This is a genomic window from Conexibacter sp. DBS9H8 (assembly GCF_023330685.1).
In the GTDB taxonomy this organism is placed as follows: Bacteria; Actinomycetota; Thermoleophilia; order Solirubrobacterales; family Solirubrobacteraceae; genus Palsa-465.
The window spans coordinates 105,976-132,032 of the sequence record NZ_CP097128.1; the positions used below are offsets into that span (position 1 = coordinate 105,976).

General features: G+C 69.5%; 25 protein-coding genes and 1 tRNA gene. 14 read left to right on the forward strand and 12 right to left on the reverse strand.

Annotated elements, in window-relative coordinates:
• Window position 1: 1 nt before the first annotated feature.
• The 6 genes from M3M55_RS00495 to M3M55_RS00520 form a co-directional block, all read right to left on the reverse strand.
• A complete protein-coding gene (locus M3M55_RS00495) occupies window positions 2-1,771 on the reverse strand; it encodes a nickel-dependent hydrogenase large subunit (RefSeq protein ID WP_249010865.1) in 1,770 nt (589 codons plus the stop codon).
• Window positions 1,772-1,843: 72 nt separating this feature from the next.
• Window positions 1,844-2,902 carry a hydrogenase expression protein HypE gene (locus M3M55_RS00500; RefSeq protein WP_249010866.1) on the reverse strand — a complete coding sequence of 353 codons (1,059 nt, stop codon included), beginning with the start codon at window positions 2,900-2,902 and terminating at the stop codon, window positions 1,844-1,846.
• Between the two features lie 40 nt (window positions 2,903-2,942).
• A complete protein-coding gene (hypE, locus tag M3M55_RS00505; RefSeq protein ID WP_249010867.1) occupies window positions 2,943-4,037 on the reverse strand; it encodes a hydrogenase expression/formation protein HypE in 1,095 nt (364 codons plus the stop codon).
• Complete coding sequence (gene hypD / locus M3M55_RS00510) at window positions 4,037-5,152, reverse strand: hydrogenase formation protein HypD (protein ID WP_249010868.1); 1,116 nt, start codon at window positions 5,150-5,152, stop codon at window positions 4,037-4,039. Before hypD ends, hypE begins: the two co-directional genes overlap by 1 nt.
• Window positions 5,152-5,397 (reverse strand): HypC/HybG/HupF family hydrogenase formation chaperone, encoded by a 246-nt coding sequence (locus M3M55_RS00515; RefSeq protein ID WP_249010869.1) that lies wholly within the window; start codon window positions 5,395-5,397, stop codon window positions 5,152-5,154. The genes hypD and M3M55_RS00515 overlap by 1 nt, the downstream gene beginning before the upstream one ends.
• The gene (locus M3M55_RS00520) at window positions 5,394-5,678 is read right to left on the reverse strand and encodes a HypC/HybG/HupF family hydrogenase formation chaperone (RefSeq protein WP_249010870.1); all 285 of its coding nucleotides are present in this window, start codon (window positions 5,676-5,678) and stop codon (window positions 5,394-5,396) included. The genes M3M55_RS00515 and M3M55_RS00520 overlap by 4 nt, the downstream gene beginning before the upstream one ends.
• Window positions 5,679-5,922: 244 nt before the next feature.
• On the opposite strand from M3M55_RS00520, the gene M3M55_RS00525 reads away from it, so the two are divergent.
• The 4 genes from M3M55_RS00525 (at window position 5,923) to M3M55_RS00540 (ending at window position 12,187) form a co-directional block, all read left to right on the forward strand.
• Window positions 5,923-6,762, forward strand: a complete 840-nt coding sequence (locus M3M55_RS00525) for a helix-turn-helix domain-containing protein (protein ID WP_249010871.1) — start codon at window positions 5,923-5,925, stop codon at window positions 6,760-6,762.
• A 4-nt stretch (window positions 6,763-6,766) separates the two neighbouring features.
• On the forward strand, window positions 6,767-7,951 hold the full coding sequence (locus tag M3M55_RS00530) for a HoxN/HupN/NixA family nickel/cobalt transporter (protein WP_371878716.1): 1,185 nt from the start codon (window positions 6,767-6,769) through the stop codon (window positions 7,949-7,951).
• Between the two features lie 136 nt (window positions 7,952-8,087).
• Window positions 8,088-8,579: an Hsp20/alpha crystallin family protein gene (locus M3M55_RS00535; RefSeq protein WP_249010873.1), complete on the forward strand. Its 492-nt coding sequence runs from the start codon at window positions 8,088-8,090 to the stop codon at window positions 8,577-8,579.
• Window positions 8,580-8,803: 224 nt separating this feature from the next.
• The gene (locus tag M3M55_RS00540; protein ID WP_249010874.1) at window positions 8,804-12,187 is read left to right on the forward strand and encodes a DEAD/DEAH box helicase; all 3,384 of its coding nucleotides are present in this window, start codon (window positions 8,804-8,806) and stop codon (window positions 12,185-12,187) included.
• 21 nt (window positions 12,188-12,208) lie between these two features.
• On the opposite strand, the gene M3M55_RS00545 is transcribed toward M3M55_RS00540, so the two are convergent.
• The 3 genes from M3M55_RS00545 to M3M55_RS00555 all read right to left on the reverse strand — a co-directional run bounded on the left by M3M55_RS00545 (window position 12,209) and on the right by M3M55_RS00555 (window position 14,619).
• Window positions 12,209-13,114, reverse strand: coding sequence for an aminoglycoside phosphotransferase family protein (locus M3M55_RS00545; protein WP_249010875.1), 906 nt, complete (start codon window positions 13,112-13,114; stop codon window positions 12,209-12,211).
• A 13-nt stretch (window positions 13,115-13,127) separates the two neighbouring features.
• Complete coding sequence (locus M3M55_RS00550; protein ID WP_249010876.1) at window positions 13,128-13,757, reverse strand: hypothetical protein; 630 nt, start codon at window positions 13,755-13,757, stop codon at window positions 13,128-13,130.
• A 139-nt stretch (window positions 13,758-13,896) separates the two neighbouring features.
• Window positions 13,897-14,619 carry a class I SAM-dependent methyltransferase gene (locus M3M55_RS00555; protein WP_249010877.1) on the reverse strand — a complete coding sequence of 241 codons (723 nt, stop codon included), beginning with the start codon at window positions 14,617-14,619 and terminating at the stop codon, window positions 13,897-13,899.
• 80 nt (window positions 14,620-14,699) lie between these two features.
• On the opposite strand from M3M55_RS00555, the gene M3M55_RS00560 reads away from it, so the two are divergent.
• The 6 genes from M3M55_RS00560 (at window position 14,700) to M3M55_RS00585 (ending at window position 20,352) form a co-directional block, all read left to right on the forward strand.
• Window positions 14,700-15,281 (forward strand): hypothetical protein, encoded by a 582-nt coding sequence (locus M3M55_RS00560; protein WP_249010878.1) that lies wholly within the window; start codon window positions 14,700-14,702, stop codon window positions 15,279-15,281.
• A 68-nt stretch (window positions 15,282-15,349) separates the two neighbouring features.
• Entirely contained in the window at window positions 15,350-16,168 is an 819-nt protein-coding gene (locus tag M3M55_RS00565) for a YqjF family protein (RefSeq protein ID WP_249010879.1), read from the forward strand.
• Window positions 16,169-16,229: 61 nt separating this feature from the next.
• Window positions 16,230-16,481: a hypothetical protein gene (locus M3M55_RS00570; protein ID WP_249010880.1), complete on the forward strand. Its 252-nt coding sequence runs from the start codon at window positions 16,230-16,232 to the stop codon at window positions 16,479-16,481.
• A gap of 27 nt (window positions 16,482-16,508) precedes the next feature.
• Window positions 16,509-17,417, forward strand: a complete 909-nt coding sequence (locus M3M55_RS00575) for a glycosyltransferase (RefSeq protein WP_249010881.1) — start codon at window positions 16,509-16,511, stop codon at window positions 17,415-17,417.
• A gap of 357 nt (window positions 17,418-17,774) precedes the next feature.
• Entirely contained in the window at window positions 17,775-19,784 is a 2,010-nt protein-coding gene (locus tag M3M55_RS00580; RefSeq protein ID WP_249010882.1) for an ankyrin repeat domain-containing protein, read from the forward strand.
• Window positions 19,785-19,992: 208 nt separating this feature from the next.
• Window positions 19,993-20,352 carry a hypothetical protein gene (locus M3M55_RS00585; RefSeq protein WP_249010883.1) on the forward strand — a complete coding sequence of 120 codons (360 nt, stop codon included), beginning with the start codon at window positions 19,993-19,995 and terminating at the stop codon, window positions 20,350-20,352.
• Between the two features lie 277 nt (window positions 20,353-20,629).
• Here M3M55_RS00585 and M3M55_RS00590 read toward each other — a convergent pair.
• Window positions 20,630-20,696 (reverse strand) — tRNA-OTHER (locus M3M55_RS00590).
• 314 nt (window positions 20,697-21,010) lie between these two features.
• On the opposite strand from M3M55_RS00590, the gene M3M55_RS00595 reads away from it, so the two are divergent.
• From M3M55_RS00595 to M3M55_RS00605, 3 genes are read left to right on the forward strand one after another with little or no spacing between them, the layout of a single operon-like run.
• Window positions 21,011-22,129 carry a tyrosine-type recombinase/integrase gene (locus M3M55_RS00595; protein ID WP_249010884.1) on the forward strand — a complete coding sequence of 373 codons (1,119 nt, stop codon included), beginning with the start codon at window positions 21,011-21,013 and terminating at the stop codon, window positions 22,127-22,129.
• Window positions 22,126-22,605: a type II toxin-antitoxin system RelE/ParE family toxin gene (locus M3M55_RS00600; RefSeq protein ID WP_249010885.1), complete on the forward strand. Its 480-nt coding sequence runs from the start codon at window positions 22,126-22,128 to the stop codon at window positions 22,603-22,605. The genes M3M55_RS00595 and M3M55_RS00600 overlap by 4 nt, the downstream gene beginning before the upstream one ends.
• A 1-nt stretch (window position 22,606) precedes the next feature.
• Entirely contained in the window at window positions 22,607-22,900 is a 294-nt protein-coding gene (locus tag M3M55_RS00605; protein ID WP_249010886.1) for a helix-turn-helix domain-containing protein, read from the forward strand.
• A gap of 757 nt (window positions 22,901-23,657) precedes the next feature.
• Here M3M55_RS00605 and M3M55_RS00610 read toward each other — a convergent pair.
• Together M3M55_RS00610 and M3M55_RS00615 are read right to left on the reverse strand one after the other, a co-directional pair.
• Window positions 23,658-24,350, reverse strand: coding sequence for a CoA transferase (locus M3M55_RS00610; protein WP_249010887.1), 693 nt, complete (start codon window positions 24,348-24,350; stop codon window positions 23,658-23,660).
• Between the two features lie 554 nt (window positions 24,351-24,904).
• Window positions 24,905-25,513 (reverse strand): ABATE domain-containing protein, encoded by a 609-nt coding sequence (locus M3M55_RS00615; RefSeq protein ID WP_249010888.1) that lies wholly within the window; start codon window positions 25,511-25,513, stop codon window positions 24,905-24,907.
• 46 nt (window positions 25,514-25,559) lie between these two features.
• Here M3M55_RS00615 and M3M55_RS00620 point away from each other — a divergent pair, with 46 nt between their 5' ends.
• On the forward strand, window positions 25,560-25,985 hold the full coding sequence (locus M3M55_RS00620; RefSeq protein ID WP_249010889.1) for a cupin domain-containing protein: 426 nt from the start codon (window positions 25,560-25,562) through the stop codon (window positions 25,983-25,985).
• Window positions 25,986-26,057 lie beyond the last annotated feature (72 nt).

Below are 26,057 nucleotides of genomic sequence, written 5' to 3' on the forward strand. Positions count from 1 at the left end.
GTCAGGCCATCGCCGTGGGCGTGTGGGTGACCTTGCGCACCCGGCCCGTCCCGGTGTACATGTGGACCCCACAGGGCAGACAGGGGTCAAAGGAGCGCACCGCGCGCATGATGTCGATGCCTTTGAAGTTATCCGGGCCGTTCTCCTCGAAGAGAGGAGTGTTCTGGACCGCGTCCTCATACGGTCCGGGGGTACCGTAGACATCACGGGGGCTGGCATTCCACGGCGTCGGAGGGTAGGGCTGGTAGTTGGCGATCTTCCCCTCCCGGATCACCATGTGATGGGAGAGGACGCCGCGGGCTGCTTCGTGGAAGCCGACGCTGACGGCGTCCTCGGGCACCTTGAAGCTGTTCCAGCTCTTGGTACGTCCGGCCTGCACCTCCTTGATCGCCCGCTCAAGATTGTGCAGGGCGATCAGCGCACTGTAGGCCTGGTGGTAGGTACGCGCGCGGTCGCGCTCGATCGCGTTGGACTTCTCGGGCACCTGCCACTCAAGCTCCATCTCCGGCAGCTTGGGTGAGCGCGGGAGCACCATCTGGATCGAGTGCCCGGTCGCCTTGGCATAGCCGAAGTCGACCACTCCTGCCTTTGCCGTGCACCACTGGCGCGCAAACGGACCCCCGCCGGTATCGCAGCAGACATGCGCCCCCGTCCGCTTGTCGAACATGCGGGGTGACACGACCCAGGTGTACTTGTCGGTGAAGTCCCGCTTTTGGGGGCGGGGCAGCGTGACCTTGTTCCAGGGATGGTTCTTGTCGACCGGATTCCCCAGCGGATCATGGGTGACGAACGTCGGCTCGTTCTGCCAACCGTCAAAATAGGAGGAGCCGAGCAGGATCCGGATCATCAGGTTGATCTCAACCAGGTCCGTTGAGATCAACTCCCCACCGATCGCCACGCCAGGGGTGATGTAACGGCGGCGACCCCAGTCGGTCATGTGACGGTAGTCGTAGTCAACATAATCAGGGTCGTCAAACGACCCCCAGTTGACGAGGTTGGTCTCCCGGTATCCGACCATGTCATAGCCGGGAAGTTCCTGAAGGAAGAAGTCGTAGAGATCATCGTGCATCGGCACGCTGCGCTTGACATAGTCGAAGTAGCGCATCAGGCGCACGTAGTAATCGGTACAGGTCTGGTGGGTGATATCCGCGCTGCAGCCGCCCGGCATGATCGTCGACGGATGGGTGTGACGACCGCCGAAGAGGCAGTACATCTCTCGCGTGTAACGAGCAACGTGCAGCGTCTCCAGATAGAACTCGCCGGTGAATGGATTCAGCGCCCGCATGATGTCGGCAATCGTCTTGTGGCCATGGATGTCCCGTCCCGGCGCAGCCGTCTGCTCGGCCTTGGCGAGCAGGCTCGGGTTGGTCTCCTTGACCATCTGCTCACAGAAGTCGACGTTGGCCATGCAGTCGTTGTAGATCGCGTGGTCGAAGATGTAGTCGGCGGTCTCTGCGAGGTTGAAGGCAAGGTCGCCGAGCTTGGGTGGCTTGACCCCATAGGCCATGTTCTGGTTCAGGCATGAACACGTACAGTGGTTGTCGCCGCAGATCCCACAGATCCGACTCGTGATGAAGTGGGCGTCACGCGGATCGATCCCCTTCATGAAGATGTCAAAGCCACGGAAGATCATCGACGTGCTGTAGCACTTGAGTACCTGCCGATTGGAGAAATCGATCTCCGTGTGGATTCCGAGGCTGCCCACGATCCGCGTGATCGGATCCCAGGACATCTCCTTGACCATGACCTTGTTTGCCGTTGTGACCGCCATCACTCACTCCTCCTCGTTGCATTCTCAGCGCGCGCTCGCGCTTACCTGCCGGCGCGCTCGAGCGTCCACCGTTCACCAGCGCTTTGCGTAGCCGCTGCTGAGCGTCGAGCTCCGGCGGCGCCACTCGGGTTCCACGTCATATTCCCGCCTGATATTGCGCATGCGGAAGTAGCGGACGATCGGCCCGTAACTGAACTTGATCACGTTGGCCGCCATCGCGCCGTATTTGTCCTCGTCCATGAACGGCATGAACTTGTCCGGAAAGCCAGGCATCGTGCAGGCCATGCAGATGCCCCCGACGTTCGGGCATCCGCCGATGCCGTTGACCCAGCCCCGCACCGGAACGTTGCACTTCACCACGGGCCCCTTGCAGCCGAGCTTGATCAGACAGCGATGATCTGACCCGTACTCGGTGGCGAAGTCGCCCTGCTCGGCGAACCCGGCGCGGTTGCAGCTCTCACGGACGGTGCGCCCGAACAGCCATTTGGGCCGCAGTGCCTCATCCAACTCGGGTGCGGGTGCCAGCCCGGCGAGGTGCAGCGCGAGGTAGAGCAGAACCTCGGTCATATTGTCCGGCTGGGCCGGACAGCCGGGGATGCAGATGACCGGCAGGCCGGCCTTTGACTTCCAGCTCCAGCCGAGATAGTCGGGGACACCCATCGCCCCGGTCGGGTTGTTCTTCATCGCCGGGATCCCGCCGTAGGTGGCGCAGGTTCCGATCGCGACGACGGCGGCCGCCTTGGGTGCGAGCCGGTCCATCCACTCATTCATGGTGATCGGCTGGCCGTTGGACGGGTTGACCGCAAAGCCCGTCCAGTGCCCGTCACCGTTGATCTCCTCGTTGCCGAGCGATCCTTCGATGCAGAGGACGAACGGGTCGAGTTTCCCTGCCTCCGCGTCAAACCATGCCTGGGCGTACTCCTGCCCGACGGCATAGTCGATCACCTGGTTGTGGACGATCACCTTCGGCATTCCCGGGATCGCCTGCAAGATGATGTCCTCGAGGCTCGGGTTGGTGGCCGAGGTCATCGCCACCGAGTCCCCCTCGCAGCTCAGTCCGGTGGTCATCCACAGGACGTGGGCGGTGACCGCCTCGGTCTTGGACTGCTCTGCGTATGCCGTACTCGCCATGTTGTCTCCTCTCACCCATACACGCGGTGCGAGCCGCGCCTCAACAGATCCGTGGCAGTGGATCGCCGACGAGTTGATCCAGCACCCGCCGGCCCCCGAAGCTCGTGTGCAACAGCACCATGCCCGGGGGCTCCCGTCGTACCTCGCCGATCTCAACGGCCTGCTCACAGCCCGGGACGGCCCGAAGCGCCGCCAGAGCCTCCGCCGCCACCTCCGGCGCGACGAACACGACCATCTTGCCCTCGTTGGCCATGTACAGCGGATCGATGCCGAGGATCTCCGCCGCACCGGCCACGGCGTCCCGCACCGGCACGTCCGCCTCACGTACGACCATCGCGACACCGGAACTGCGCGCCAGTTCATTGAGCACCGACGCCACCCCGCCGCGGGTGGCGTCCCGCAGGCATCGCAGCGACGGTCCCACCCCCTCCAGCAGCGCGTCGACGGCCGGCCACAGCGAGCAGCTGTCTGAGCTGATCTCGGCGTTGAGCTCAAATGCGTTGCGTGCGAGCATGATCGCCGTCCCGTGCTCGCCGATCGTCCCCGACAGCAGGATCCGGTCGCCGGGGACCAGCGACGCCGGAGAGAGCCGGGCCCGCGGGTCCCGCAGTCCCACGCCGGTGGTGGTGAGGTACATCCCGTCGGCACGGCCGCGCTCGACGACCTTGGTGTCGCCGGCGATCACGCTGACGTCGGCTCCCCGTGCCGCCTCCGCGATCGCGGTCACCTCCGCTCCTAACACGTCCGCGCCCAGCCCCTCCTCGAGGATCATCGACAGGGTCAGCGCGAGCGGACGCGCTCCGACCATGGCCAAATCGTTGATGGTGCCGTGAACCGCGAGGCTCCCGATCGATCCACCCGGAAACTGCAGCGGAGACACCACGAACGCGTCCGTGCTGAGGGCCAGTTCCACCCCGCCGGTGACCAGCGCCCCCGCATCAGCCATCGCGTCAAGGGTGGCGTTGGCAAACGCGGGCGCGAGCAGGCCCTCGATCAGGCTCTGAGTCGCTCGGCCTCCGGCACCGTGTGACATCGTGATCGTGGGGTCCCGGAACTTCGCACGCCGGCGGCGCGCGGTCTCGATGATCCCGAGGACGGTCGCCTCACGGGCAGACAGGGCCGCGGAGTTGGTCATCACAGGACCTCCCGTTCCCGCGCGAACCGGCCGTAGTTGTAATAAGCGGCACAGGCTCCCTCGGAGGAGACCATGCAGGTGCCGATCGGTCGCTCCGGGGTGCAGGCGCTCCCGAACACCTTGCATTCCCACGGTTTGATCACGCCCTTGAGCACCTCCCCGCACTGGCAGGCCTTGGGATCGGCGACCCGCACCCCGGGAACATCGAAGCGCCGTTCCGCATCAAGATCCGCGTAGGCGTCCGACAGGCGCAGACCGCTGTGGGAGATGAAGCCCAAACCCCGCCATTCGAAGTGGGGCCGCAGCGTGAACACCTCGGCCATCACCTCGAGTGCCCGCAGGTTGCCCTCATCCGGAACGACGCGCCGGTACTGGTTCTCAACCTCACTGCGGCCGTCCCCGATCTGGCCGAGGATCATCACGATCGCCGCGAGGATGTCGAGGGGCTCAAAGCCGGCGATGACCACCGGTTTGGCGTAGTCATCTGCGATGAACTGGAACGGTCGGGCACCGACGATCGTGGCGACGTGGCCGGGGCCGATGAACCCGTCAAGACGGAGATCGGGCGACTCCAGCAGCGCACGTAGCGGCGGTACGATCGTGACGTGGTTGCACAGGCAGGAGAAGTTGTGGACCATCTCGGCCCGTGCACGCTTGAGAGTGAGCGCGGTGGACGGAGCCGTCGTCTCAAAGCCGATCGCCAGGAAGACAACCTCTCGGTCCGGGTTGTCCTTCGCGATGCGCAGGGCATCAAGCGGGGAGTAGACCATGCGGACGTCCGCTCCGGCCGCCTTGGCCTCGAGTAGACAGTGATCAGAGCCGGGGACGCGCAGCATGTCGCCAAAGCAGGTGAAGATGACACCCGGCTGGCGGGCGATGGCGACGGCGTCATCCACACGTCCCATCGGGATCACGCACACCGGGCAGCCGGGACCGTGCACCAACTCGACGTTGGCCGGCAACAGGTCATCAACGCCGTACTTGTAGATCGCGTGCGTGTGCCCGCCACAGACCTCCATCAGCTTGTAGTGACGGCCGGGCTCCACCAGCGACAGAATCTCCCCAGCGAGCGCGCGGCCCAGCGTGGGGTTGCGGAACTCGTCGACGAACTTCATCACGGCGCCGCCTCCCCCGCCAGCGTCACGATCGCGGTTCCGGCGTGGACGAGCAGGCGCTGGCCGACCGTGACCGGTCCGACCAGAGCGGTCTGCACCGTGATCTCCTCGCCACCGGATGCGGTGCAGCACGCCAGTCCGGCAGCGGCGTCGACGGACACGATGCTCACCGGCTCGGCTGCGTCAGCGCAGGTGATGCAGTGCACCGGGATCGCGCCAGCCGAGCTCGGGAGCGCTCCGGTCATTCGATCACGCTCGCCTTCAGCTGTTCGAGTTCCTGTTCATAGTCAGCCCCCATCCGCTCCAACAGATCCCGGGTGGCCCGCGCCTCATCCTCATCCACGGCGGAGATCGCGAAGCCGACGTGGATGAGCACCCAGTCCCCCGACTGAGCACCGCTCCCGGAACCGTCACCGTCCAGCAGGCTGACGTTGATCCGGCGACGAACGCCCGCGACGTCGACGACGGCGATCCGACGTGCCTCGTCGACAATCTCAAGGATCTGTCCGGGGATGGCCAGACACATGCGGCGCGCTCTCCTCGCTGGTCGCCGGCACACCGCCGAGTCAACGGCCTGCCAGGTGGATCGCTGCCGGTTCTAGCACCGCCTCCGACCAGTCAACACCTGTCCGTAACCCGGGTTACCCCAAGGGTCGGTAACCCGGGTTACCGCAGCGGATTTCACTCACATCCCGCCAGCGCCGGCCCATAGACTCACCGAAGCGGGCAGCGGGAGAACGCCGATCAGGAGTTGGGAGCCAGGACTGATGATGAGCGATGGTGATTGGACGCTCAGACCACTGGCACGCCCCTTCGGTCTCAGCGCCTCCCCGGCCCGCCGGCCCGATTCCAGCGCCCTCTACGGCTACGTGCTCGATCTCGATGACGAGCTCGCCGAAGGGGTCGAGATCCGGATGCGCCCCTCCGCCCGCCAGCATGCGACAGCGAAGGTGCTCGAGGCCGATCCCGGTGAATGCGACCTCTCGCTGCTGTTCGGCGCAGTCGGGTCCGGGCCGGGGCTGTTGATCGTTGACGGGCTGATCGCGGCGGAGACGAACCTGGCAGGTCGGACCGTGACGGAACTACTCGGCCGTACGGATCTGCTCCTGCCCCCGGAGACGAACGAGGACGAGATGATCGGCGGGGCATCCACGTGGCGGGTGCTGGCACGGACGCGCATCGCTGTCCTCGACGGGGAATTCCTCGATCGCATCCGTGCCTGGCCCCAGATCAGCCACGTGCTGTACCGGCGCTCCGAACACCGAGCCACCGACCTGACGGTGTTGCGGGCGATCTCCTGCCAACCCAAGCTCGAGGTCCGCCTGGTCCTGCTGCTGTGGCATCTGGCGGTCCGCTGGGGACGGGTCGAACCCTGCGGGCTGCGCCTCACCCTGCCGCTGACACACCGGCTGGTGGGCCAGATGGTCGGCGCTGAGCGTCCCTCCGTCTCGCACGCTTTCAGCCGGCTGTCCCAGGCCGGGATCGTGACCGGAAGCGCCGGTGACTGGCATCTTCGCGGCAGCGTCGCAGATCACCTCAACACGCTGCTGGAGTGTGGCGGGCTGCTGCGCCCGGAACACTCGACCCATCGGTCGGCCGAGCGCGTGTGAGCTGATGGGTGGAGGCGCGCGCGTGAGGACCGCCGGCGCACGCGGACATCCGGCTCGTCTGCGCTCACTCTGGAGATCCCTCGAGCGACCCCAGCGTCGCGCGCTCGGGCTGATGGTCGCTGTGGTCGGTCTCCTGCACGTGATCGGATTTGTGACCCTGGTGATGGTGGTTGTCCCGGGCCACTACCGGCTGGGGGCGTCGGGCACCTTCACGGTCGGGATCGGGATCACCGCCTACACGCTCGGCATGCGGCACGCCTTTGATGCCGACCACATCTCGGCGATCGACAACACGACACGCAAGCTGATGGGGGAAGGTCAACGGCCGTTGAGCGTCGGCTTCTGGTTCTCACTCGGGCATTCCACGATCGTCTTCGCGCTCGCGTTTGCGATCTCACTCGGGGTTCGCGCGCTCGACGGGCCCATTCGGCACGACAGCTCCAGTCTGCATCAAATCACCGGCTGGATCGGGACGATCGTCTCAGGGAGCTTCCTCTACCTGATCGCAGCCCTCAACCTCGTCATCCTCGTCGGGATCGTTCGGGCCTTTCGGGGAATGCGAACCGGTCAGCTCGATGAGGCGGCGCTCGCACAGGAACTCGCCCGCCGCGGCCTGATGAACCGCTTCTTCGGACGGTTGACCCTGACCGTCACCCGGCCGGCGCAGATGTATCCGATCGGCGTGCTGTTCGGACTCGGCTTTGACACCGCCACCGAAGTCGCCCTGCTCGTGATCGCCGCCAGCGCAGGCGCCGCCGGCCTGCCGTGGTACGCGATCCTCTGCCTGCCGGTTCTGTTCGCGGCCGGCATGTCGCTGCTGGACTCAATCGACGGGTCCTTCATGAACCTCGCCTATGGCTGGGCGTTCTCTGCACCGGTGCGCAAGGTCTTCTACAACCTCACCATCACCGGTCTGTCGGTGGCCGTCGCGCTGCTGATCGGAACGATCGAGATCGGCGGGCTGCTCGCCCAGCACCTCGCTCTCACCGGCGGGTTCTGGAACTGGTTCGAGAACATCGACATCAACGTCCTCGGGTTCATGATCGTCGGGATGTTCGTCGTGACCTGGGCGATGGCGCTGACGGTCTGGCGGGTCGGACGCTTCGAGGAGCGCTGGCAGACCGGGAAGGTCGACCCCGCGACGCCAACCGCCTCCATGGACCCGTTGCTCTCCTCGGACCGCCACTGAAGCGCACGCCGGCCTTCGACGGTCGCCAGGAAGGCGACCCAGCTCACAGCCTGGACGAGTGCGAAAATCTCATGTATACTCACTCATATCACAGCGAGTACAGGCCGTACTACGGCCACGGTATAGGAGGTATCTCATGGCACTCATCCGCTGGGAGCCGGTTTCGGAGCTCAACACGATTCAGTCCGAGATGAACCGGCTCTTCAACACCTTCTTCGACCATTCCGGCAACGCCGGCGCAACCGGCGCGGCGCGGCGCTGGATCCCGGCGATGGACCTCGTCGAGAGCGAAGACCACTACGTCCTCTACGCCGACCTGCCCGGCCTCAGCGACGCCGACGTCACCGTCTCCCTCGAGGACAGCACCCTGACGATCTCCGGCGAGCGTAAGCCCCTGCACGACGCCCACAAGGCGGCGTATGCCCGGCTCGAGCGTGGCAGCGGCAGCTTCTCCCGTTCGCTCACCCTGCCCGAGGGCGTCGACGGCGACAAGGTGCAGGCGCACTTCGACCGTGGCGTGCTGGAGATCCTCATCCCCAAGCCCGAGCAGAAGAAGCCCCGCCAGGTGCAGATCAGGCTCGGCGACCGGACCGTCGAGGAGTCTCCGGCGATCAGCTCGGCGGCCTGATCCTCGGTTCGCACCCTGAGCCGCAGTGGCGGGGGGGCCGGCCTGTGAGCCGGCCCCCCCGGGCGGCGTACCGGGGGCTCGGGCGACCCGCCACCCCGGCGCACCGGGTCCGTGGGCGGACAGCGTGCCGGCCGGCTGGATCTGGCGGCAGGGCGGCAGCAAACACCGCACGGTGCGGGAAGCGGGCGCGGTTCCGTCCCGGGGCTGCGCGATGATGCCGGGGCGTGTCGGTGCTCGAGCTCCCCTCTCGTGTCGACCTCGATGAGGTCGCCCGCTCCGTCGGCAAGACCTCCTACTCCCGCGGGTCCGCCTATGCCCGCGGCAAGCGGGTGCTGTCGGTCGACTGGAATGAGGAGGAGCTCGCGCTCACCGGCCGCGTGCGCGGCAGCGGTCTGTACACGACGCGGGTGCGCTTCGCCGAGGTCGGCACGGAGTTGCAGTTCGTCTACGGCGAGTGCACCTGCCCGATCGGCTATGACTGCAAGCACGTCGCCGCGGTCGCGGTTGCGGCGACGGCGCGACAGCCGCCGCCTCCTGCGCCGACGGAGAGGGGACCGACGGGCGCGACGGGGTCGGCCGGCGCGGGCGAGCCGCCTGTGGCCGCTGCGTCGACGGGTGGGGTCACGCACACCGGTCCGTCCTGGCGGGACCGGCTCGTGCCGTTGGTGAGCCGCCCGACCGGGTCCACCGCGGGCGCCCCCCTCGCCCTCGAGCTCGTCGTCACCGGCGGCCCCGACGCGCACCGCCGGCGCCTGCAGGCGAAGCTGATGCGCCCGGGCGCCCGCGGCGGCTGGGTCAACGGATCGCTCACCTGGAATCGCCTTGACCCCTGGGATCAGCGCGCCTCGGCCCTGCGTGAGGATCACCTCGGCATCGTTCGCGAGCTCGCCTCCCTCGCCCAGGCCCACCGGGGGAGCCGCTACCTGTACGGCTACGGGAGCCAGGACAAGCTGCTCGATCTCACCGACGTCGACGGCGGGCCGTTCTGGGGCCTGCTCGAGGAGGCGCGTGTCCGCGGCGTCGAGCTGCTCGACGCCGCCGGCGGCCCGCCCGTGCGGGAGATCGGGTCCGCCGAGCTTCGCCTCGACGTCACCGTCGCCGTGGACGGGGCCGCGGAGGCGGTGCCGATCATGTCTGAGGAGCCGCCCCGCCCGTCGGTGCTCACGCGGACGCCGGTCCTGTTCCTGGGTGAGGGTGGCCACGGTCTCCTCCTGCGCGAGTTCGGCGAGCCCGACGGTGGTGCACGGTCCGATCACGGAGCGCTGCGGCTGCTGCGCCTGACGCGGCCCGCCCCGGCGTCCCTGCAGACGATGGTGCTCGCCGGGGAACGGGTGCAGATCCCCGCCGCGGATCTGGCGGCCTTCACCGCGGAGGTCGCCCCCGCCCTCGGCCGGGTCGCCCCGATCGTCTCCCACGACGGGAGCTTCTGCGCCCCGGAGGTGAGCGGCCCCGAGCTGGTTCTCCGCGTCGAACACGGGCCCGAGCACCGCACCTGGCTCGACTGGGCGGTGCGTTACCGCGTCGGTGAGACGCTGATCGATGCCGACCTCGGCGACCTCGCCGCGGTCGGCGGGGACGATCCGGCCGCGGCGATCCGCGATCGCGGCGCCGAACGGGCCCTGCTGGAGGCGATCGCCCGCGACCCGGAGGCCGGGACGGTCTGGGGTTCCTCGGACGGGACCGGGACCCCGACGGGCGCTCCGATCATCCTCGAGGGCCTCGCGACCGCGCGGTTCGTCGCCCAGGCGCTGCCCGCCCTGCGCGAGTCGGTGACCGTCGAGGAGACCGGCACCCCCGCCGACTACCGCGACGTCGCCGACAGCCTGGTCGTCGAGCTCTCGACCGAGCCGGCGGCCGGTCAGACCGACTGGTTCGATCTCGGCGTGACGATCCGGGTCGCCGGGGTGGAGCTGGCCTTTGCGCCCGTGTTCGCCGCCCTCGCGCGGGGTGAGACCGATCTGCTGTTGGATGACGGCGCCCACTTCTCCCTGCTCGTCCCCGAGCTCCGCGCTCTCGCGCAGCTGATCGCCGAGGCGCGGACGCTCGGAGACGGGTCAGCTCCCGGGTCGCTGCGGATCAGCCGCTACCAGGCGACGCTGTGGGAGGAGCTCGTCGCCCTCGGCGTCGTCGGCGCCCAAGCGGAGGCCTGGCAGGCCCAGCTCGAGGCGCTCCGCGGGCTCGAGGAGGTCATCTCACCACCGCTCCCGGGCGGCTTCACGGCGACGCTGCGCCCCTACCAGCGTGAGGGTTTTGACTGGCTCGCCACCCTCTGGCAGCTCGGGCTCGGCGGGATCCTCGCCGACGACATGGGCCTGGGCAAGACCGTCCAGGCCCTCGCCCTCATCGCCCATGCGGTGCGCGGCGGCGCCGAGGACCCGTTCCTCGTCGTCGCGCCGACGAGCGTTCTGCCCAACTGGATGACCGAGGCGCAGCGGTTCGTCCCCGACCTCAACGTCCGGGCGATCGCCGACACCCACCGCAAGCTCGGGGCCGACATCCTCGACACGACCGCAGGGGCCCACATCGTCGTCACCACCTACACGCTGCTGCGCCTCGACGCCGACCGCTACGGCGCGCGCCGCTGGGCCGGACTGCTCCTCGACGAGGCCCAACACGTCAAGAACCACAACGCCAAGACCCACCAGGCGGCCCGGCGGATCGACGCGCCGTTCAAGCTGGCGATCACCGGTACGCCGATGGAGAACAACCTCACCGAGCTGTGGGCGCTGCTGTCGATCACCGCCCCCGGCCTGTTCCCCGACCCCGAGCGCTTCAGCGAGTTCTGGGCCCGGCCGATCGAGCGCCACGGCGACGGTGAGCGGCTCGCCACGCTGCGGCGACGGATCCGGCCGCTGCTCAAACGCCGCACCAAGGAGCTCGTCGCCGCCGAGCTCCCGGCCAAGCAGGAGCAGCTCCTCACCGTTGCCCTGCACCCGCGTCACCGCACGCTCTATGACCGCCACCTCCAGCGCGAACGGACGCGGATCCTCGGGCTGCTCGAGGACTTCAACGCGAACCGGCTCAGCGTCCTCACCGCGATCACCAAGCTGCGCCAGCTCAGCCTCCACGCCGGGCTGATCGATGACGCGCACGCGAACGTGCCCTCGGCCAAGCTCGATGAACTCGTCACCCAGTTGCATGAGGTGATCGACGGCGGCCACCGAGCGCTCGTCTTCAGCCAGTTCACCGGCTTTCTCGCCCGCGTCCGGGCCCGCCTCGACGCCGAGGGGATCGGCTACTGCTATCTGGACGGCCGCACCCGCAACCGGGAGCGGGTCCTCACCCGGTTCAAGACCGGAGCCGATCCGGTGTTCCTGATCAGCCTCAAGGCGGGCGGGGCCGGGCTCAACCTGACCGAGGCCGACTACGTCTTCGTGCTCGATCCGTGGTGGAATCCGGCGGTGGAGGCCCAGGCGATCGACCGCAGCCATCGGATCGGCCAGACCCGGCCGGTCGTCGTCTACCGCCTCGTGTCCGAGGGCACGGTCGAGGAGAAGGTCGTCGCCCTCGCCCGCCGCAAGGCCCAGCTCTTCTCCGGGGTGATGGACGACGGGGATCTGTTCGCCGGTCAGATCACCGCGGCCGACATCTCCGGGCTGCTGGGCTGAGCCGGCGGGACGGACGCCCGGTCACAACTGCGCGAACAGGGCCGCCGCGGCGATCTGGTCGGGGAACGTCTCCGTGTCGGTGAGTCCCCAGGCGAGGCTGTGCACGAGCGCCCAGCCGCGCACGCGGGCCCGGTCGAGCCCGAACCGGTCGACGTAGAAGTCGAGGCGCCGGCTGAGACGCCGGCGTGGGTCCGGTGCGCTCAGCAGGGCAGGGAGGCGGTCGCGCAGCGGTGAGGCGAGGTCGAAGGCCCGCTCGCCGATCAGCGGCTTGGGGTCGATCGCCACCCAGCCCGCCGCCCCCGCCAGCAGGTTGCCGCCGTGGGCGTCCTGGTGACAGAGAACCGGCGCGGGTGGGCGCGCGCTGAGCTCGTCGACGAGGGTGAGCGCCTCTTCGAGCAGCCGGCGGGGAAACGGCTCTCTGTGGCGTCGCCAACGGCCGGGGAGGCCGGCGGCCCAATCGCGGGCATCGTCGGTGAGGGTGCGGAACGGTCCGTCGGCGGGAGCGGGCCGCCAGAGGGTCGCGAGGACGGTGGCGGTGATCGCGTCGGCGGCCGCCTCGTCCTCGACGGACCAGAGCGGGTCGCCTGGGAGGCAGCGGTCGATCAGCAGCGCCCGGCGGTCGCGGTCCTGGTCGATCAACCCGACCGCTCCGCGCCGGTCCCAGAATGCGAGCGCATCCCCCTCCGGTTCGCTCTCGGGCTCGGGGAAGTTGACCTTCAGCACCGCCGGGCTCCCGTCCGCACGGGTGACCGGGGCGACCCAGGCGACGTTGCCGGCGCGGAACGGTTCCCCGAGGGTCAGCGCCCAGCGGTCCGCGCAGGCGGAGACGGTCGCCGGGAGCGCCTCGAGCCAGGGTTCGGCGACCGGGGTGTGGCGCCAGAAGGCCCGGAGGTGGTCGGGGACCGGGACGCGGTGCGGCTCGCACATCACCGCCACCGTGTCAGGTCCACAGCCGCCCGACGACGAGTCCGACTCCGAGCAGCACCGTCGCCATCCACAGCGCCGACAGGGCCCCCTCGAGCGGGCCGAGCAGGCCGGCCCGGTCGAGGGTCCAGACGCGCCCGTCGGTGAGGGTGAGCTCTCCGTGCAGGGTGGCGGTGCGGCGCCTGAGGTCGCGCGCAGGCGTGGAGAGCCGCCGCTGGGCGAGGCTGAGGAGGGTGCAGAAGCCGGCGATCACCACCGGCTCGGCGCGCAGGTCGGTCGCCTCGACGAACCAGCCGGTGAGGGCGGGAAACGCCCCCCAGGCGAGAGCAAACCAGACGTCACTGTGAAAACGGCCGGCGAACAGCTCGAGGTTGTAGGCGAGGGCGAGGAACGCCCCGGCGAGGATGAACGGGATCAGCCAGACTGAGACGGTGAGGGCACCGAGGACCCCGAGCAGGATCGCGCCGCCGAGGCCAAACCCGGCGAGTCCGATCAGGGCCCGCCGAGACAGCCGGGTCCCCAGTGGCCGTCCGGCCAGCTCGTCCAGCGCGTGGCAGCCGATCCCGAGGGCGAGCAGGAACGCCGCGAGCGCGGCGCCGAGCCGCCAGAGCACGAACGTCGGCGCGAGCGCCGCGCCGATCGCCACGTAACTGAGATGCCAGGCCGTATACGGCGGGTGCAGGAGGGTGACGAGGTCCCGCCAGCCGCCGGGCGCGAGCGCATAGAAGGAGGTCGCGGGCGTTGCGGGCGTTGCGGTCGGTGCGGGCGGTGTCGGCCCCGCCGGGTCAGGCCGACGTGGCGGCGTCTTTGACCCCCAGGATGACGAGCCCGGCTCCGAAGCTGAGGTCGCGACGGACGAGCTGCCCGATCCCGGCCGCCCGCCACAGCGCGAGCAGGTCGGGCCGTCCGGCGTGGAAGGCCTCAATGTTCGGGCCGAGGAAGCGACCGACCTCATACCAGTCCTCAGAGACGACCCGGCCGATGAGCGGTAGGCCGACCCGGGTGTGGACCCGCCACAGCGCCCGCAGGGCCGGGTCGCCGGGCACGCCGAACTCGACCATCCCGATCCGTCCGCCCGGCTTGACGACGCGCGCGAGCTCCGCGAGCGTCGCGGCAGGGTCGTCGACGTAGCGGAGCAGGTAGGTGAAGGAGAGCGCGTCAAAGCTCGCATCGGGGAACGGCAACGCCTCGGCCTCACCGCGCCGGAAGGCGAGCCGGCCCGCGAGCCCGGGCGTTGCCGCGAGGCGCGCCTGGGCGCCTGACAGCATCGCCTCACTCTGGTCGAGTCCGATCACGTCCGCTCCCCGTTCGGCGTGGGCGAAGGCGACCATCCCGGTCCCGGTGGCGACGTCCAGGATCGACATCCCTGGGGCGGCGGCGATGTAGTCGACGAGGGCCCGGCGCCACCGGGGGTCCTGGCCGAAGCTCATCACCGCACCGACGCGGTCATAGTGGGCGGGCAGCCCGGAGAACAGTTCGACGGCGTGGCGCTTGCGGGTCGAGGCCATCAGCGAGCGAGCATACGGTGAGCGGAGGCGCGGTGAGCCGCTGGGTGACGGTGGCGGGCGCGCCGCGCAACACTGCGGGGGTGGAACCGAGGGTGGGAGCAGCGGTGGCGGAGGGGCTCGACGGCTGGCTGCCCACTCCAGTGATCCGCGTACAGCACCGGCGCGAGGCCAACGTTGACGCCGTCTCGCTGTGGCGAGCGGCCGGGGCCATCACCCTCGCCGACACCCGCGCCCTCGGCGCGCTTGTGCGCCTGCGGATCCCCGGGCTCACACCGGCCACTCGCTTCGACGAGATGTTCCGGTCCGCCCCGTTCAACCCTCTGTGCGTAGCCGATGGCGTGCTCGTGTCCGGGCTCGTCGGCCGGATCTGGACGCTGCGGCGCGACTACCCATCCCTCCCTGACGCGGCCGCGTTCCGGGAGTGGCGCGAGCGTGGGACCGTCCGAGTGCTGTTTGCCAACTGGGTCGAGCCCCTGCCTCAGGGCCGGTCGGCGTTGGTCAGCGAAACGCGGGTGGATGCCGTCGACCGGATCGCCCGGCTCGGCCTGACCACGCTGGCGCCGCTGATCACCGGATCGCACAGCCTGATCGGCAGCGACGGCCTCGCCGCCGCGGTCCGTCGGGCCGAGGCGGGGCGGCGGGCCGAGACCGCGCCACGGTGAGGGCGGTGGGCGCTGCCGTGGCCGCCACATCTTCATCGATGCTTCTCGTCGCCCCCTACGCTCGGGGTATGGCCGTTGACGCGGCGACCGCCCTTGAGTTCGCCGGGACCTACGATCCAACCCCCGGTCCCGTGCCCGCTCGGGTGGTGATGTCCCAGCGCTGGACCCAGCTGACCTATCTGCACTGGCCCTACGATCCGGCGGCGGTCGCCCCGCTGCTGCCGGCCGGAACGGTTCCCGACACCTTCGGGGGGGTCACCTGGATCGGGCTGATCGCGTTCTGGATGCGGGACGTCCGGGTCCTCGGATCCGCCCCGGTGCCCTACTTGTCGAGCTTTCTCGAGACGAACGTCCGCGCCTATGCGGTCGACGGTGAGGGGCGCCGCAGTGTCGTCTTCTTCTCCCTCGACGCGAGCCGTCTGCTTCCGGTCGCCGTTGCCCGAGCGAGCTACCGGATCCCCTACATCTGGTCCTCGATGCGCCTGCTCGCCAGTGGCCGCGAACTCACCTATCTCACCCGCCGGCGTGTCGGCCCCGCCGCCTCCCGGATCACCGTGCGGATCGGAGCCCCGGTGACGGCGACCCCGCTCGACCATTTCCTCACCGCCCGCTGGGGTCTGCACAGCCGCTGGTACGGGATCACCACCTACGTTCCGATCATCCACGAGCCGTGGCCGCTGCTCTCTGCCGAACTCCTCGAACTCGACGATTCACTCGTGGTCGCCGCCGGCCTGCCCGCCCCCTCGGGCCCGCCACGGGTCCTCTGCTCCCCCGGCGTCCGCGTGCGGCTGGGCACCCCCCAGCGGCTGGGCACCCCCCAACGGCTGGGCACCCCCCAGCGGCTGGGCACCCCCCAGCGGCTGGGGACGACCGCCGACGGCCGGTGAACGACCGCCCAACGCGGGACCGACTGGCGGACACGCTATACGGGCGCAAGCGGAAACCAGGATGAGGGTCCTGCTCGGCTGTTCGCTCGGTGGTGCGGGCCACCTGTTGCCGCTCACCGCCGCCGCGGCGGCCCTTGAGCGCCTCGGCCACACCGCGATCATGGTTGTTCCACCCACCCTCCGCGACCGCGCGGCGGCGACCGGTCTACGAGTGACCATCGGCGCGGACCCCGCGCCCGGCGTCGTCGATGCGGTCTGGGAGCGCGTCCGGGGCGGACCCGCGGAAAGCGTCTCGGGGCTCATCGACCGGTAGCTGTTCGCCGGGCACGGTGCGGCGGCGATGCTCGCCCCCGTCCGCGCCGCCCTGTTGGCCGAGCGGCCCGACCTGATCCTGCGCGAACCCAGCGAGTACGCAACGGCCGTCGTCGCCCACCAAGCGGGCCTTCCCCACGCCCAGGTCGGGATCTCGCTCTCCGCCGTCGAGGGTTCTGTGCTCGGTGACGTCGCGGACGTTCTCGACGGCTACGGCGCCGGAACCGTCGCGGCGATCCGCCGCGCGCCCTACCTGACCGCGTTCCCGTCCTCCCTTGATCCCTCGCCGTGGCGGGACACGCGCCGCTACCGCCTGCCCCGGCTCGCGGTGCCGCCGCTGCCGGACTGGTGGGACGGCGATGAGCGACCGCTCATCCTCCTCAGCTTCGGGACCGTGTTCGGCCGCCTCCCGGAGGCGGTCGCGTCCTACCGCACCGCGATCGCCGCCCTCGCGGGGCTTCCCGTCCGTGTCCTGGTAACCGTCGGCCGGGACGGGCTGTCGCTCGGTCCCCAGCCGGCGAACGTCCGCGTCGAACCGTGGGTCGCCCAGGACCGGGTGCTCGGGGTGGCCCGGCTCGTCGTCTGCCATGGTGGTTCGGGGACGACCTACGGGGCCCTCGCCGCCGGCGTGCCGGTCGTCGTCTGCCCCTTCTTCGCCGATCAGGGCGCCAACGCAGAGCGCGTCGCGCGGTCCGGTGCCGGCCGGGTATATGTCCCACGGTCCGGGGAGGGACAGGGTATTGGTGGGCTCACCGGTGCCGACATCGCCCCGCTGGCGGCCGTGGTGGCCGCCGCCCTGGCGGACGAGCACCACCGCGCTGCCGCCCTGCGCATCGCCTCCGAGGTCACGGGCGCCCCGTCCCTCGATGACGTTCTCGGTCAGCTCCTGGAGGAGGTACCGGGGATGAGCGGCACCGAGGGTCCGCGGCCGACCTGAGCGCGGACGAAGAGCGGGCGGCTCGGGCCGGACGCCTGGGGCGGAGCGCGCCCGTCTCGCCTCTCGTCCTTGGTCCCCGAGTGCCGGCGTTGCTGCGCAGAGCCCTTCAGTGCCCGCGTCACCGGCCGTTACGCCCTCAGCGAGTGCGATTTTTCGTCATATCGACGAATCTGCGCACTCGCCCGCCCGATCCCCGGACGCTCGGCGCGCCACGGGTTATGATCGTCGTTCGCGCGCAGGACGCGACCGGTCCGCGGAAAGGGCAAAGCCCACCTGCACACGACGGTCATCAGTCTGGTCGGCTCTCCTTTCCGGCCTGCGATTGCGGACTCCGGGCCCTGATGAAAGGAGGCACCTGTGCCACCCCGCGGTCTTCCCGGCAACGCCAACCTCGAGCAACTCAGGAACGGCGCCAAGTCCTTTCAGCGCGCCGTCCGTGCCGGCGACCCGGGCGCCGCGCGCATCGTCAACGAGTTCCATCCGCGGCTCGGCGCCGCGGCGCCCGGCTCTGCTGAGCTGGCGGGCTTCACCCGCGCCGACGCCCAACTCGTCGTCGCCCGGCAGTTCGGATTCCCCAGCTGGCCCAGACTGAAGGCCCACCTCGAACTGGTCGCCCGTTACGTGCGTTCCCCCCACCACGCACACGCCGCGGCATCGGCCTGTGATGACGGAGCCCCCGTCGACGCGTTCCTGAGGCTCGCCTGCCTCACCTACGGCGACGATGACCCCGACCGGTTCCGGCAGGCGACGGCCCTGCTGTTCGCGCACGAGGGGTTGGCATGCGCGAGCATCCACACGATCGCGGTGACCGGCGAGGTCGAGGCCGCTCGCGCATGGCTGGCCGATGATCCCTCCCAGGCATCCCTGGTCGGCGGCCCGTTCGCGTGGGAGCCACTGCTGTATCTGACCTACTCGCGGGTGCCGCTGTGCTCGGGCTGCTCGAGTGTCGGGGTCGCGCGGCTGTTGCTCGAACAGGGAGCGGATCCGAACGCCGGCTACCTGTGGGAGGGGCTGCTTCCCCCGTTCACCGCCCTGACCGGGGCGCTGGGTGGCGGCGGCAGACTCCCAAAGCATCCGGAGGGACTCGCACTCGCGCGCCTGCTGCTCGAGTTCGGTGCCGACCCCAATGATGCTCAGGCGATCTACAACGAGGGCGGGGACGAGAGCGCAGATGAGGAGTGGCTTGAACTGCTGTTCGCATTCGGGCTCGGCCGCGGCGACGGCGGTCCGTGGCGGCGCCGGTTCGGTGACCGCCAGGATTCGCCGACCAAGATGCTCGAGGATCTGCTGATCGCCGCGGCGACACGCGGACACACCGAACGCGTTCGGCGGCTGCTCGCCCGTGGCGTCGATCCCGACGGTGCTCGGATCACGCACCCGATCTACGGCGGCCGCTCACCCGTGCAACAGGCGGCGCTCAACGGGCACATGGACATCGTTGCGCTCCTCGTCGACGCCGGCGCGACCTGGGAGCACGATGCCGTTGACGCCCTGATTGCCGCCGCGATGGCTGGCGACCGCCCCGCGGTGGAACGGCTCCTGGCGGCGAAGCCCGGCTGCCGCGAGCGTGCGCTCGAACGCTACCCCGTTCAGCTCGTTCGCGCCGCCGAGCAGAACCGCCGTGACGCGGTGGCGCAACTCCTCGCGTTGGGGTTCGACCCCAACGCGCGCTCGCAGACCACACCGTTGCACGAGGCCGCGATGCGCGGCAACCTCGCCGTCATCGACCTGCTCCTCGCTCACGGGGCGGACCCGACCGTGCACGATCGGGCCCACCACGCGACCCCGGCCGGGTGGGCCGAGCACCACGACCAACCCGAGGCCCAACGGGTTCTGGCCGAGGCCGAGGCAGCGGCCGAGGCAGCGGCCGAGGCAGCGACGACGCGAGACCGTGCCATCGCGGGCATGGCCTCGGCGGACCCCTCGGGAGCGGCGATGCGGACGGTGACCGTCGCGTTCACCGCCGCGGCGGCGGGCCGGTTTGACGAGCTCGGCGGTCTGCTCGCAGAGGCGATCGACTGGCGGGGACTCCCGGACGGGCAGGATGCGATCCCGCGTTGTGCCGGACGCGACGCGTCGCTCGAGCGGATCCGGACCGGGCTGTTGGCGCGCCGAGACGTGTCGGTCCGCGCGTTCGTCGAGGTCGGTGATCGGGTCCTCGCGCACGTGCGCCGGGTCCGAGATGATGAGAGCGGTCCCCCCGAGCGGTTCCTCGTCGCCGAGGTCCGCGATGGGCAGATCACCCATCTCCACGCCTACGTGACCCAGGCCGAGGCCGAGGCCGCTCTGCATGCCGGCGAGCCGGCTGACGCGAAGAGTGACCCTGCGGCGCGACCCGCACCGGCGACCATGGCGGACCCGAAATGAACTGCGGCACGAACGGACAGGCCGTGACCTGTCTCCCGCTCAGAGCGTCCGGACGCGGCGCTACCGGTGACGCATCCAGAGGTTCTCCTCACGATGGACGGCACGGTCCTGCTCCCGGTCGCCCCCGACGAGGTTGAGGGCATCCGCCACCACGTGGACACCGGAGACCCGCACGGCCATCTCCGCCCTTTGCTCCCACTCGGCGGCCGTGCCGGCGAGGACCATCGAGTTCGGTGCGGGTTTTGAGGATCACCGCACCCAGGCGCTGATGGGTGCGGATCCACGGGCCGATGGAGAGACCGTCCTCACGCCTCACGTTCACGTAATCGCTCATCATCACCTGCGGGTAACGGTGCTCGAGAACGGCCTCGCCGAGTGGACCCAACCGGGCGGCATGGACGACGAGCCAGCGACCGTCTTGGTTTGGCGCGACCGGGACGGACGTCCGGTTCATGCCGCGATCATGATCGCCGACGGGTGGCTCATCCATAAGCCGTCCCAAGGATGGATGCCCCCCCACGAAGGTCCTGGCAATTCCAGACGGCACGTGCAGCGCGAGGCCCCCTGACCGGCATCTCAGCCGCCGCCACATCAGCTGAGGAGCCGAACCGAGCCGGGTTGGCGATCAAGCCGTCGGGCCGATCATCTTCCAAACGTCGATGATGGCGAAGCGATCGGGGCACGTCACCACGTGGCTGGTCCTCAACCCAGCCAGCCGAAACGAGCGGCCCCGCGGACGCGGGGACGCGGGGCCGCGGGAGTCCGATTCGTACCCGCAGTCCGTACCGAATCGGAATCTCGCCGACTGCTTGAACGAACTGTCCACGGTGCGGACAGTTTTTGAACGGGAGCGACGGGACTCGAACCCGCGACCGCCGGCGTGCCAAGCCGTCTGCGAGGGATCACACTCCCGTAGATACTGGGAATCTCCCGTATCTATGGGGGCTTTTTGAGACTTGTCTCGTATTGGTCTGGTACCCGCGGTGGTACCCGCGAACGGAGGTGGGTTTAGAGTGCTCCTGAGATGACCTGACCGCGCGACCGACCGGCAACGTCCTCATCGTCGAGCGTGACGGCGGGCCGGTCTACTACGGCAAGTGGCGCGATCCGACCCGCCGCCAGGTGAAGAAGCGGCTCGGTCCGGCCTGGGTCGTGCGCGACGGCGAGGGCTGGAAGAAGCGGCGGGCCGTCCCGCGGACGGGTACCTCGACGAGCGGACGGCGATCGTGCTCCTCGACGCGGCGATCCAGGAGCACGCGGCCAAGCTTGCGCGCCCGGCGCCGACCCGCGCGATCACGTTCGCCGAGGCGGCCACGGCCTGGCTCGCCCATCTCGAGCACGTCGTCGGCGCGAAGCCGTCGACACTCTCGGACTACTGCTACATGCTCGCCCCTGCCGACGGCGTTCCGCGCAAGCGCGGCCGCGCTCCGGTCGGCCGGATCGATCGCGCCTTCAGCCGGCGGCCGCTCGGTGAGATCACGACGATCGAGATCAAGCAGTGGCTCGAGTCGCTGGATCGCGAGGACATCTCGCCACGGACGGTGAACAAGCACCGCCAGGTCGTCGCCTCGGTGTTCGAGTACGCCATCGCCGACGGCGAGTACGGCATCGCCGAGAACCCGGTGCACGGCACGCCCAAGCGCCGGGAGTCTGATCCCAAGCCGATCGACACCTACTCCCCCGAGGAGGTCATGGCGCTGGCCCGCGCAGCGCGAGCCGGCTTGCACCGCGATTCCTCCCGGCCCGCGGCCTCGGAGTCCGAGCAGCTCGACCGTGCGTGGGCTGATGAGCAGGACGCCTGCCTCTACATCGTCGCTGCGTTCACCGGTCTCCGACTCGGAGAGCTGCTCGCCCTGCGCTGGCGCCACGTGAGCGTCGGCGACGCACGCCTGCTCGTCGAGTCCGCCTACTCGGCCGGGGAGCTGCGCTCGACGAAGTCCCGCCGCTGGCGAGCCGTGCCTCTCGCCGATCAGGCCGCCGCGGCGCTCGGTCGTCTTGCCGCGCGTGGGCGCTTCATCGGCCGTGACGATCCGGTGTTCTGCGGGGACGTCGGTGACCCGCTCGATCCCTCGGCGCTGCGTCGCCGCTACGCGCGCACGCAGGAGGCGACCGGCGTGCGCAAGCTGCGCTTCCACGACCTGCGTCACAGCTTCGGGACGCTTGTGATCCGGGAGTTCGACCCGGCGACCGTCAAGGAGTTCATGGGCCACACCAAGCTGAGCACGACCGAGCGCTACCTTCACGCCCGTCCGCGGCGCGGAGACGCCGCACGGCTCACGCGGGCCTTCGCCGGCGACGAGGTGCCCGCAGATCCGGTCGAGCGGTCGCTGAGCAGCGACGCGTGAGCGACACGCCGCCCAGATACGCGCTCGAGTTCTACACCGACGAGGCTGGCGATGAACCTGTGCTGCGCTGGCTGCGTGAGGAGCTGTCGCCCTTTCAACCCCGCGCGCTCGGCGTCGCCATGGCCGAGATCCTCCAGGTCGAGGGAATCGGCGTCTGCCAGCGTGGCTACGGCAAGCAGCTCGGCGGGGGCCTCTTCGAGGTCCGCCTGCGCCATGACGCGGCGGAGATCCTGAAGATCGTCGGCAAACCGTTCCGGGTCGAGCCGGCCGGAGAGCGAATCCTCCTGCGGGTCTTCTGCCACGCCCATGGCGACCGGCTCATCCTGCTCCTGGGCGGCTACGACAAGGGCGCCGACCCAAGCCCGCGCCGGCAGCAGCGGGAGATCGAGATCGCACGATCCCGCCTTGCCGACTTCCTTCCGCCGGCGGAGCAATATGGGCTAACGTCCATATCTGTTTCAGCCGATCTGACTTGAGATGAGCACCTCCTTCAATGACTTCATGGCCGAGGTTGAGGCCGAGGCCCAGGCCGAGGGCCCCGAGGCCGTCGCCGAGCTCGAGGCGCTGCGCCTGCACTACTCCTTGGCGCGCCAGCTCAGTGAGCGCCGGCGCGAGCGTCACCTCACCCAGAAGCAGCTCGCCGAGCTCTCCGGCATCGACCAGGCCGAGATCAGCCGCATCGAACGCGCGCAGGCGAACCCGACGACGGCCACGCTCGGCGCCCTCGCTCGGGCGCTCGGCGTCGACGTCCGCCTTGTCGCCGTCTCCTAGCCCACGACAGCTCACCCGGCCGCCGCTATGTGCGGTTGGGTGTTCGTCCACCACCAACCAGCCGCTGCCATCAACCATCCCTCCAGTGCCCCTCCTCGCATGTCTGATCCTTTCGATCTGGACCACGTCCCCACACCAGGGTGCCGATGGATCTCAGTCCGTCCGTGACCATGGTTTGTTGCTGACCCCGGGTGCATGGAGTGCGACCGGGGTCAGCAACAAACCCGACGAACTGCAGCTGAAACGGTGAGCTCTGTCGGCACCCTGGTCGATACCCGAGTCGACCCTGCCTCGGTGGCATCAGCGCTCGGGCCACGCACCGTCTGGGTGGCTGGGGGCAGCGGCCCGCGTCGCCAGCCCAACATCTCCGCGCGCGACAGGTGTCATCGAGCTGGATGCTCGATCCGCGGCCAGCAAGTCCGCGCGCGTCAACCTTGCTGTTTGCTCACCTTCGACGTCGACTGCGCGCGACCACTCCCGCCGGCCCGGACGACCGGCACTCGATCCGCGCGCGACCGACAGCTCCTGGCTTACGCCGACTGGTCTTCGATGCGGCCGTTGCCAAGCAATTCGGCTGCGAGCGATTCGTCGCCGAAGCGCTGGTGCAGAGCTGGCCAGCGCGAACGTGAATGCGATCGCCCGGCGTGGAGCGCGGGGCACCTGCTTTTGGCGAGATGCGGGACGAACCGGACTCCGTGAGACGTGCCCTGCATTCAGACTTCCGCAGAACGCGATGCCTGCGCGGAGTCCTTTTGGGTCACAACCACGCCCTGGCGGGCAGCCAGGTGGGGGTGTCGCGGCCGTAGCGTGCGGGTGGCCCTGGCCAACGACGCGGTTGGCTGCCGAGGCGTCCTGGCGGTGCCACCGCGGTGACGTGCGGGTCGAGGTCGATGAGATACGGCGCAGGGTCGACGTCGCTGTCCGCGACCCGCGCGCGACGTAGGAGGTCTTCGGCAGTGGCGGTGAGGGAGAGGTGGGCGATGTGCGTCCCGCCCGCTTGAGCGCTGGCAGGCGATGCCTTCCAGGGCGGTGGCTGCGATGAGATAGCCCGTGGTGTGGTCGAGCAGTTGGCAGGGCAGCGCGCCGGGGTCCCCGTAGGAGATGGCGATTCCCGTGGCGGCTTGGACGAGTGAGTCGAAGCCGCGGCGCTCAGCGAATCGCGGCGCTCAGCGAATCCCGGAGTGCTTCCCCAGGCCGACAGCGTCACAACGACCAGGCCAGGATGGCGGTCGGCCATCATGTTGGGTGAGAGTCCGAAGCGGTCGAGCGCTCCGGGGCGATAGCCTGTGACAACGACGTCAGCGCGGGCCAGCAGCTCCTGGAGGTGTGGGTCGGCCAGGTCGAGGAGGGGGCTGCGCTTGGCGAGCAGCCCGTCGTACTGATGCAGCTTGAGTTCCGGGCGGCCGGGAAGGTCGATCCGGAGCACGTCAGCCCCCAGCGCTCCCAGCATGCGGGTGCCAACGGGGCGGCGATGACACGCGTGAGATCAAGCACCCGCGGGCGAGTGGCAGGCCGTGGCGGTGCGCCAGGGATCGTCTGGGTGTCGATGAGGGGAAGAGGGTCGCCGGAGAACTCGCGCCACTGAGTGGCGGTGCGTACAGCGACCGCCAGGCCGCCCGCTTCGTACACGCGGGTCTCGGCTTCAGCGGCGGGTAGGGCCCTGATCGCCGCCTCGATCCGGTCCGGGTCGGCGGCGAGCGAGAGCACCGAGCAGCGCATCCCGGTGCCCCGGATAGTTGGCGTGGGTCCGGACCCAGCCATCGGCGGCACGCCAAAAGCGTGACAGCGGCGCGAAGCCAGGCAGCGGGTGGCCGTCGAGGCGCAACAGGCGTTCGCTGCGGATCGCGGCGGCGACATGGAGGGATCGATCTCGACGAGGACTCCGCCTTGCAGGGTGGCCGCCGCTTCAAGGGCGCGTTCGACCGCCTCAACCGCTATCGCCTCGCCGCCAAGGGCCCGGCTTGGTCCTGCTCGCTGCCCGGATTGGCAGCTGAAGTCGGGGCGCTACTTCGCATGGCGGGCCCGGTGCCGTCGCGCCTTTGCGACGTTGCCGCAGCCCTGCATCGAGCACCACCGGCGCTGGCCGTTGCGGGAGCGGTCATAAAACCGTGCGCTGCAAGTATCCGACGCGCAGATCCGTACGCGCGCGCGCTGTTCAGTCCCGAGCATCTCCGCGGCATCACGCGCGATCAGGCCCAGCGCATAGCGCCCCGGATGCGCGGGGAAGCCAGGGCTGAGCACCGGCTGCGAACCGTCACGAGGCACCCTGAGGCGGTCGGGGAGGTGTGCTCCGGGCAGCCAGGCTTCGATGATGTGCAGGGCATCATCGTCCACGGCGGTTCGCGCGAGAAGCGCGTCGGTCGTCAGGCTGACCGCCTCGCGCAGGTCAAGCGCGGACAGGAGCAGCTCACGGTCGACGGGTGGCAGCTCGGTGAGCAGCCCGGCCTGGACGACCCATTCGGCGAGGTCGTCAGGGGTGACGAGCGTCTCGACGTTGCGCCACCACCGTTCACGGCGAGTATTGACGAAGTCAAGCGCGGGGCGGCCGGCGAGCCAGTACCACCACGGCGCGCCGCGATCCAACGGAAGGGAGAGATCGTCAGGAAGGTCCATAACCGCCTATTGACTCCGAACAGGTTACGGATTAGCGTAGCGGCTCGTGTCCTATAGCTACGTGCCGGCCGCAGACGCGTTCTGGCGGCCCTCCAACCAGATGGGCGTCCTGAACACCGATCTCGCCAAACAGCTCGGAACATCAGTCTTCGGCGCTCGGCTCTGGCGACTCACGCCCGGCCAGGCGTCGACCAAACACCGCCACCAACAGCAAACCGAGCTTTATGTTCTCCTCGAGGGCACCGGACGCATCCGCGTCGAGGGCGAGCTCCTCACGCTGGCGCCACTGTCGGCGGTGACGGTCGATCCCCCGACCGTCCGTCAGATCTTCAACGACACCGACAGCGACGCGCTGTGGCTCGTTGTCGGGGCGCCGGCCGAGGCGGCCAACACGCTCGAGATGACGCCCGAGAAGCTCGCCGAACTCTACCCCGACGGACCCAAGGCACTGCCACCCGAACTCGCTCGATAGCCACATTCGGGCGGCCGGCGGCCGGCAGTGCGGTCAGGCGCGGAGCCCGTGATACAGCGCCGCGGTGACTTC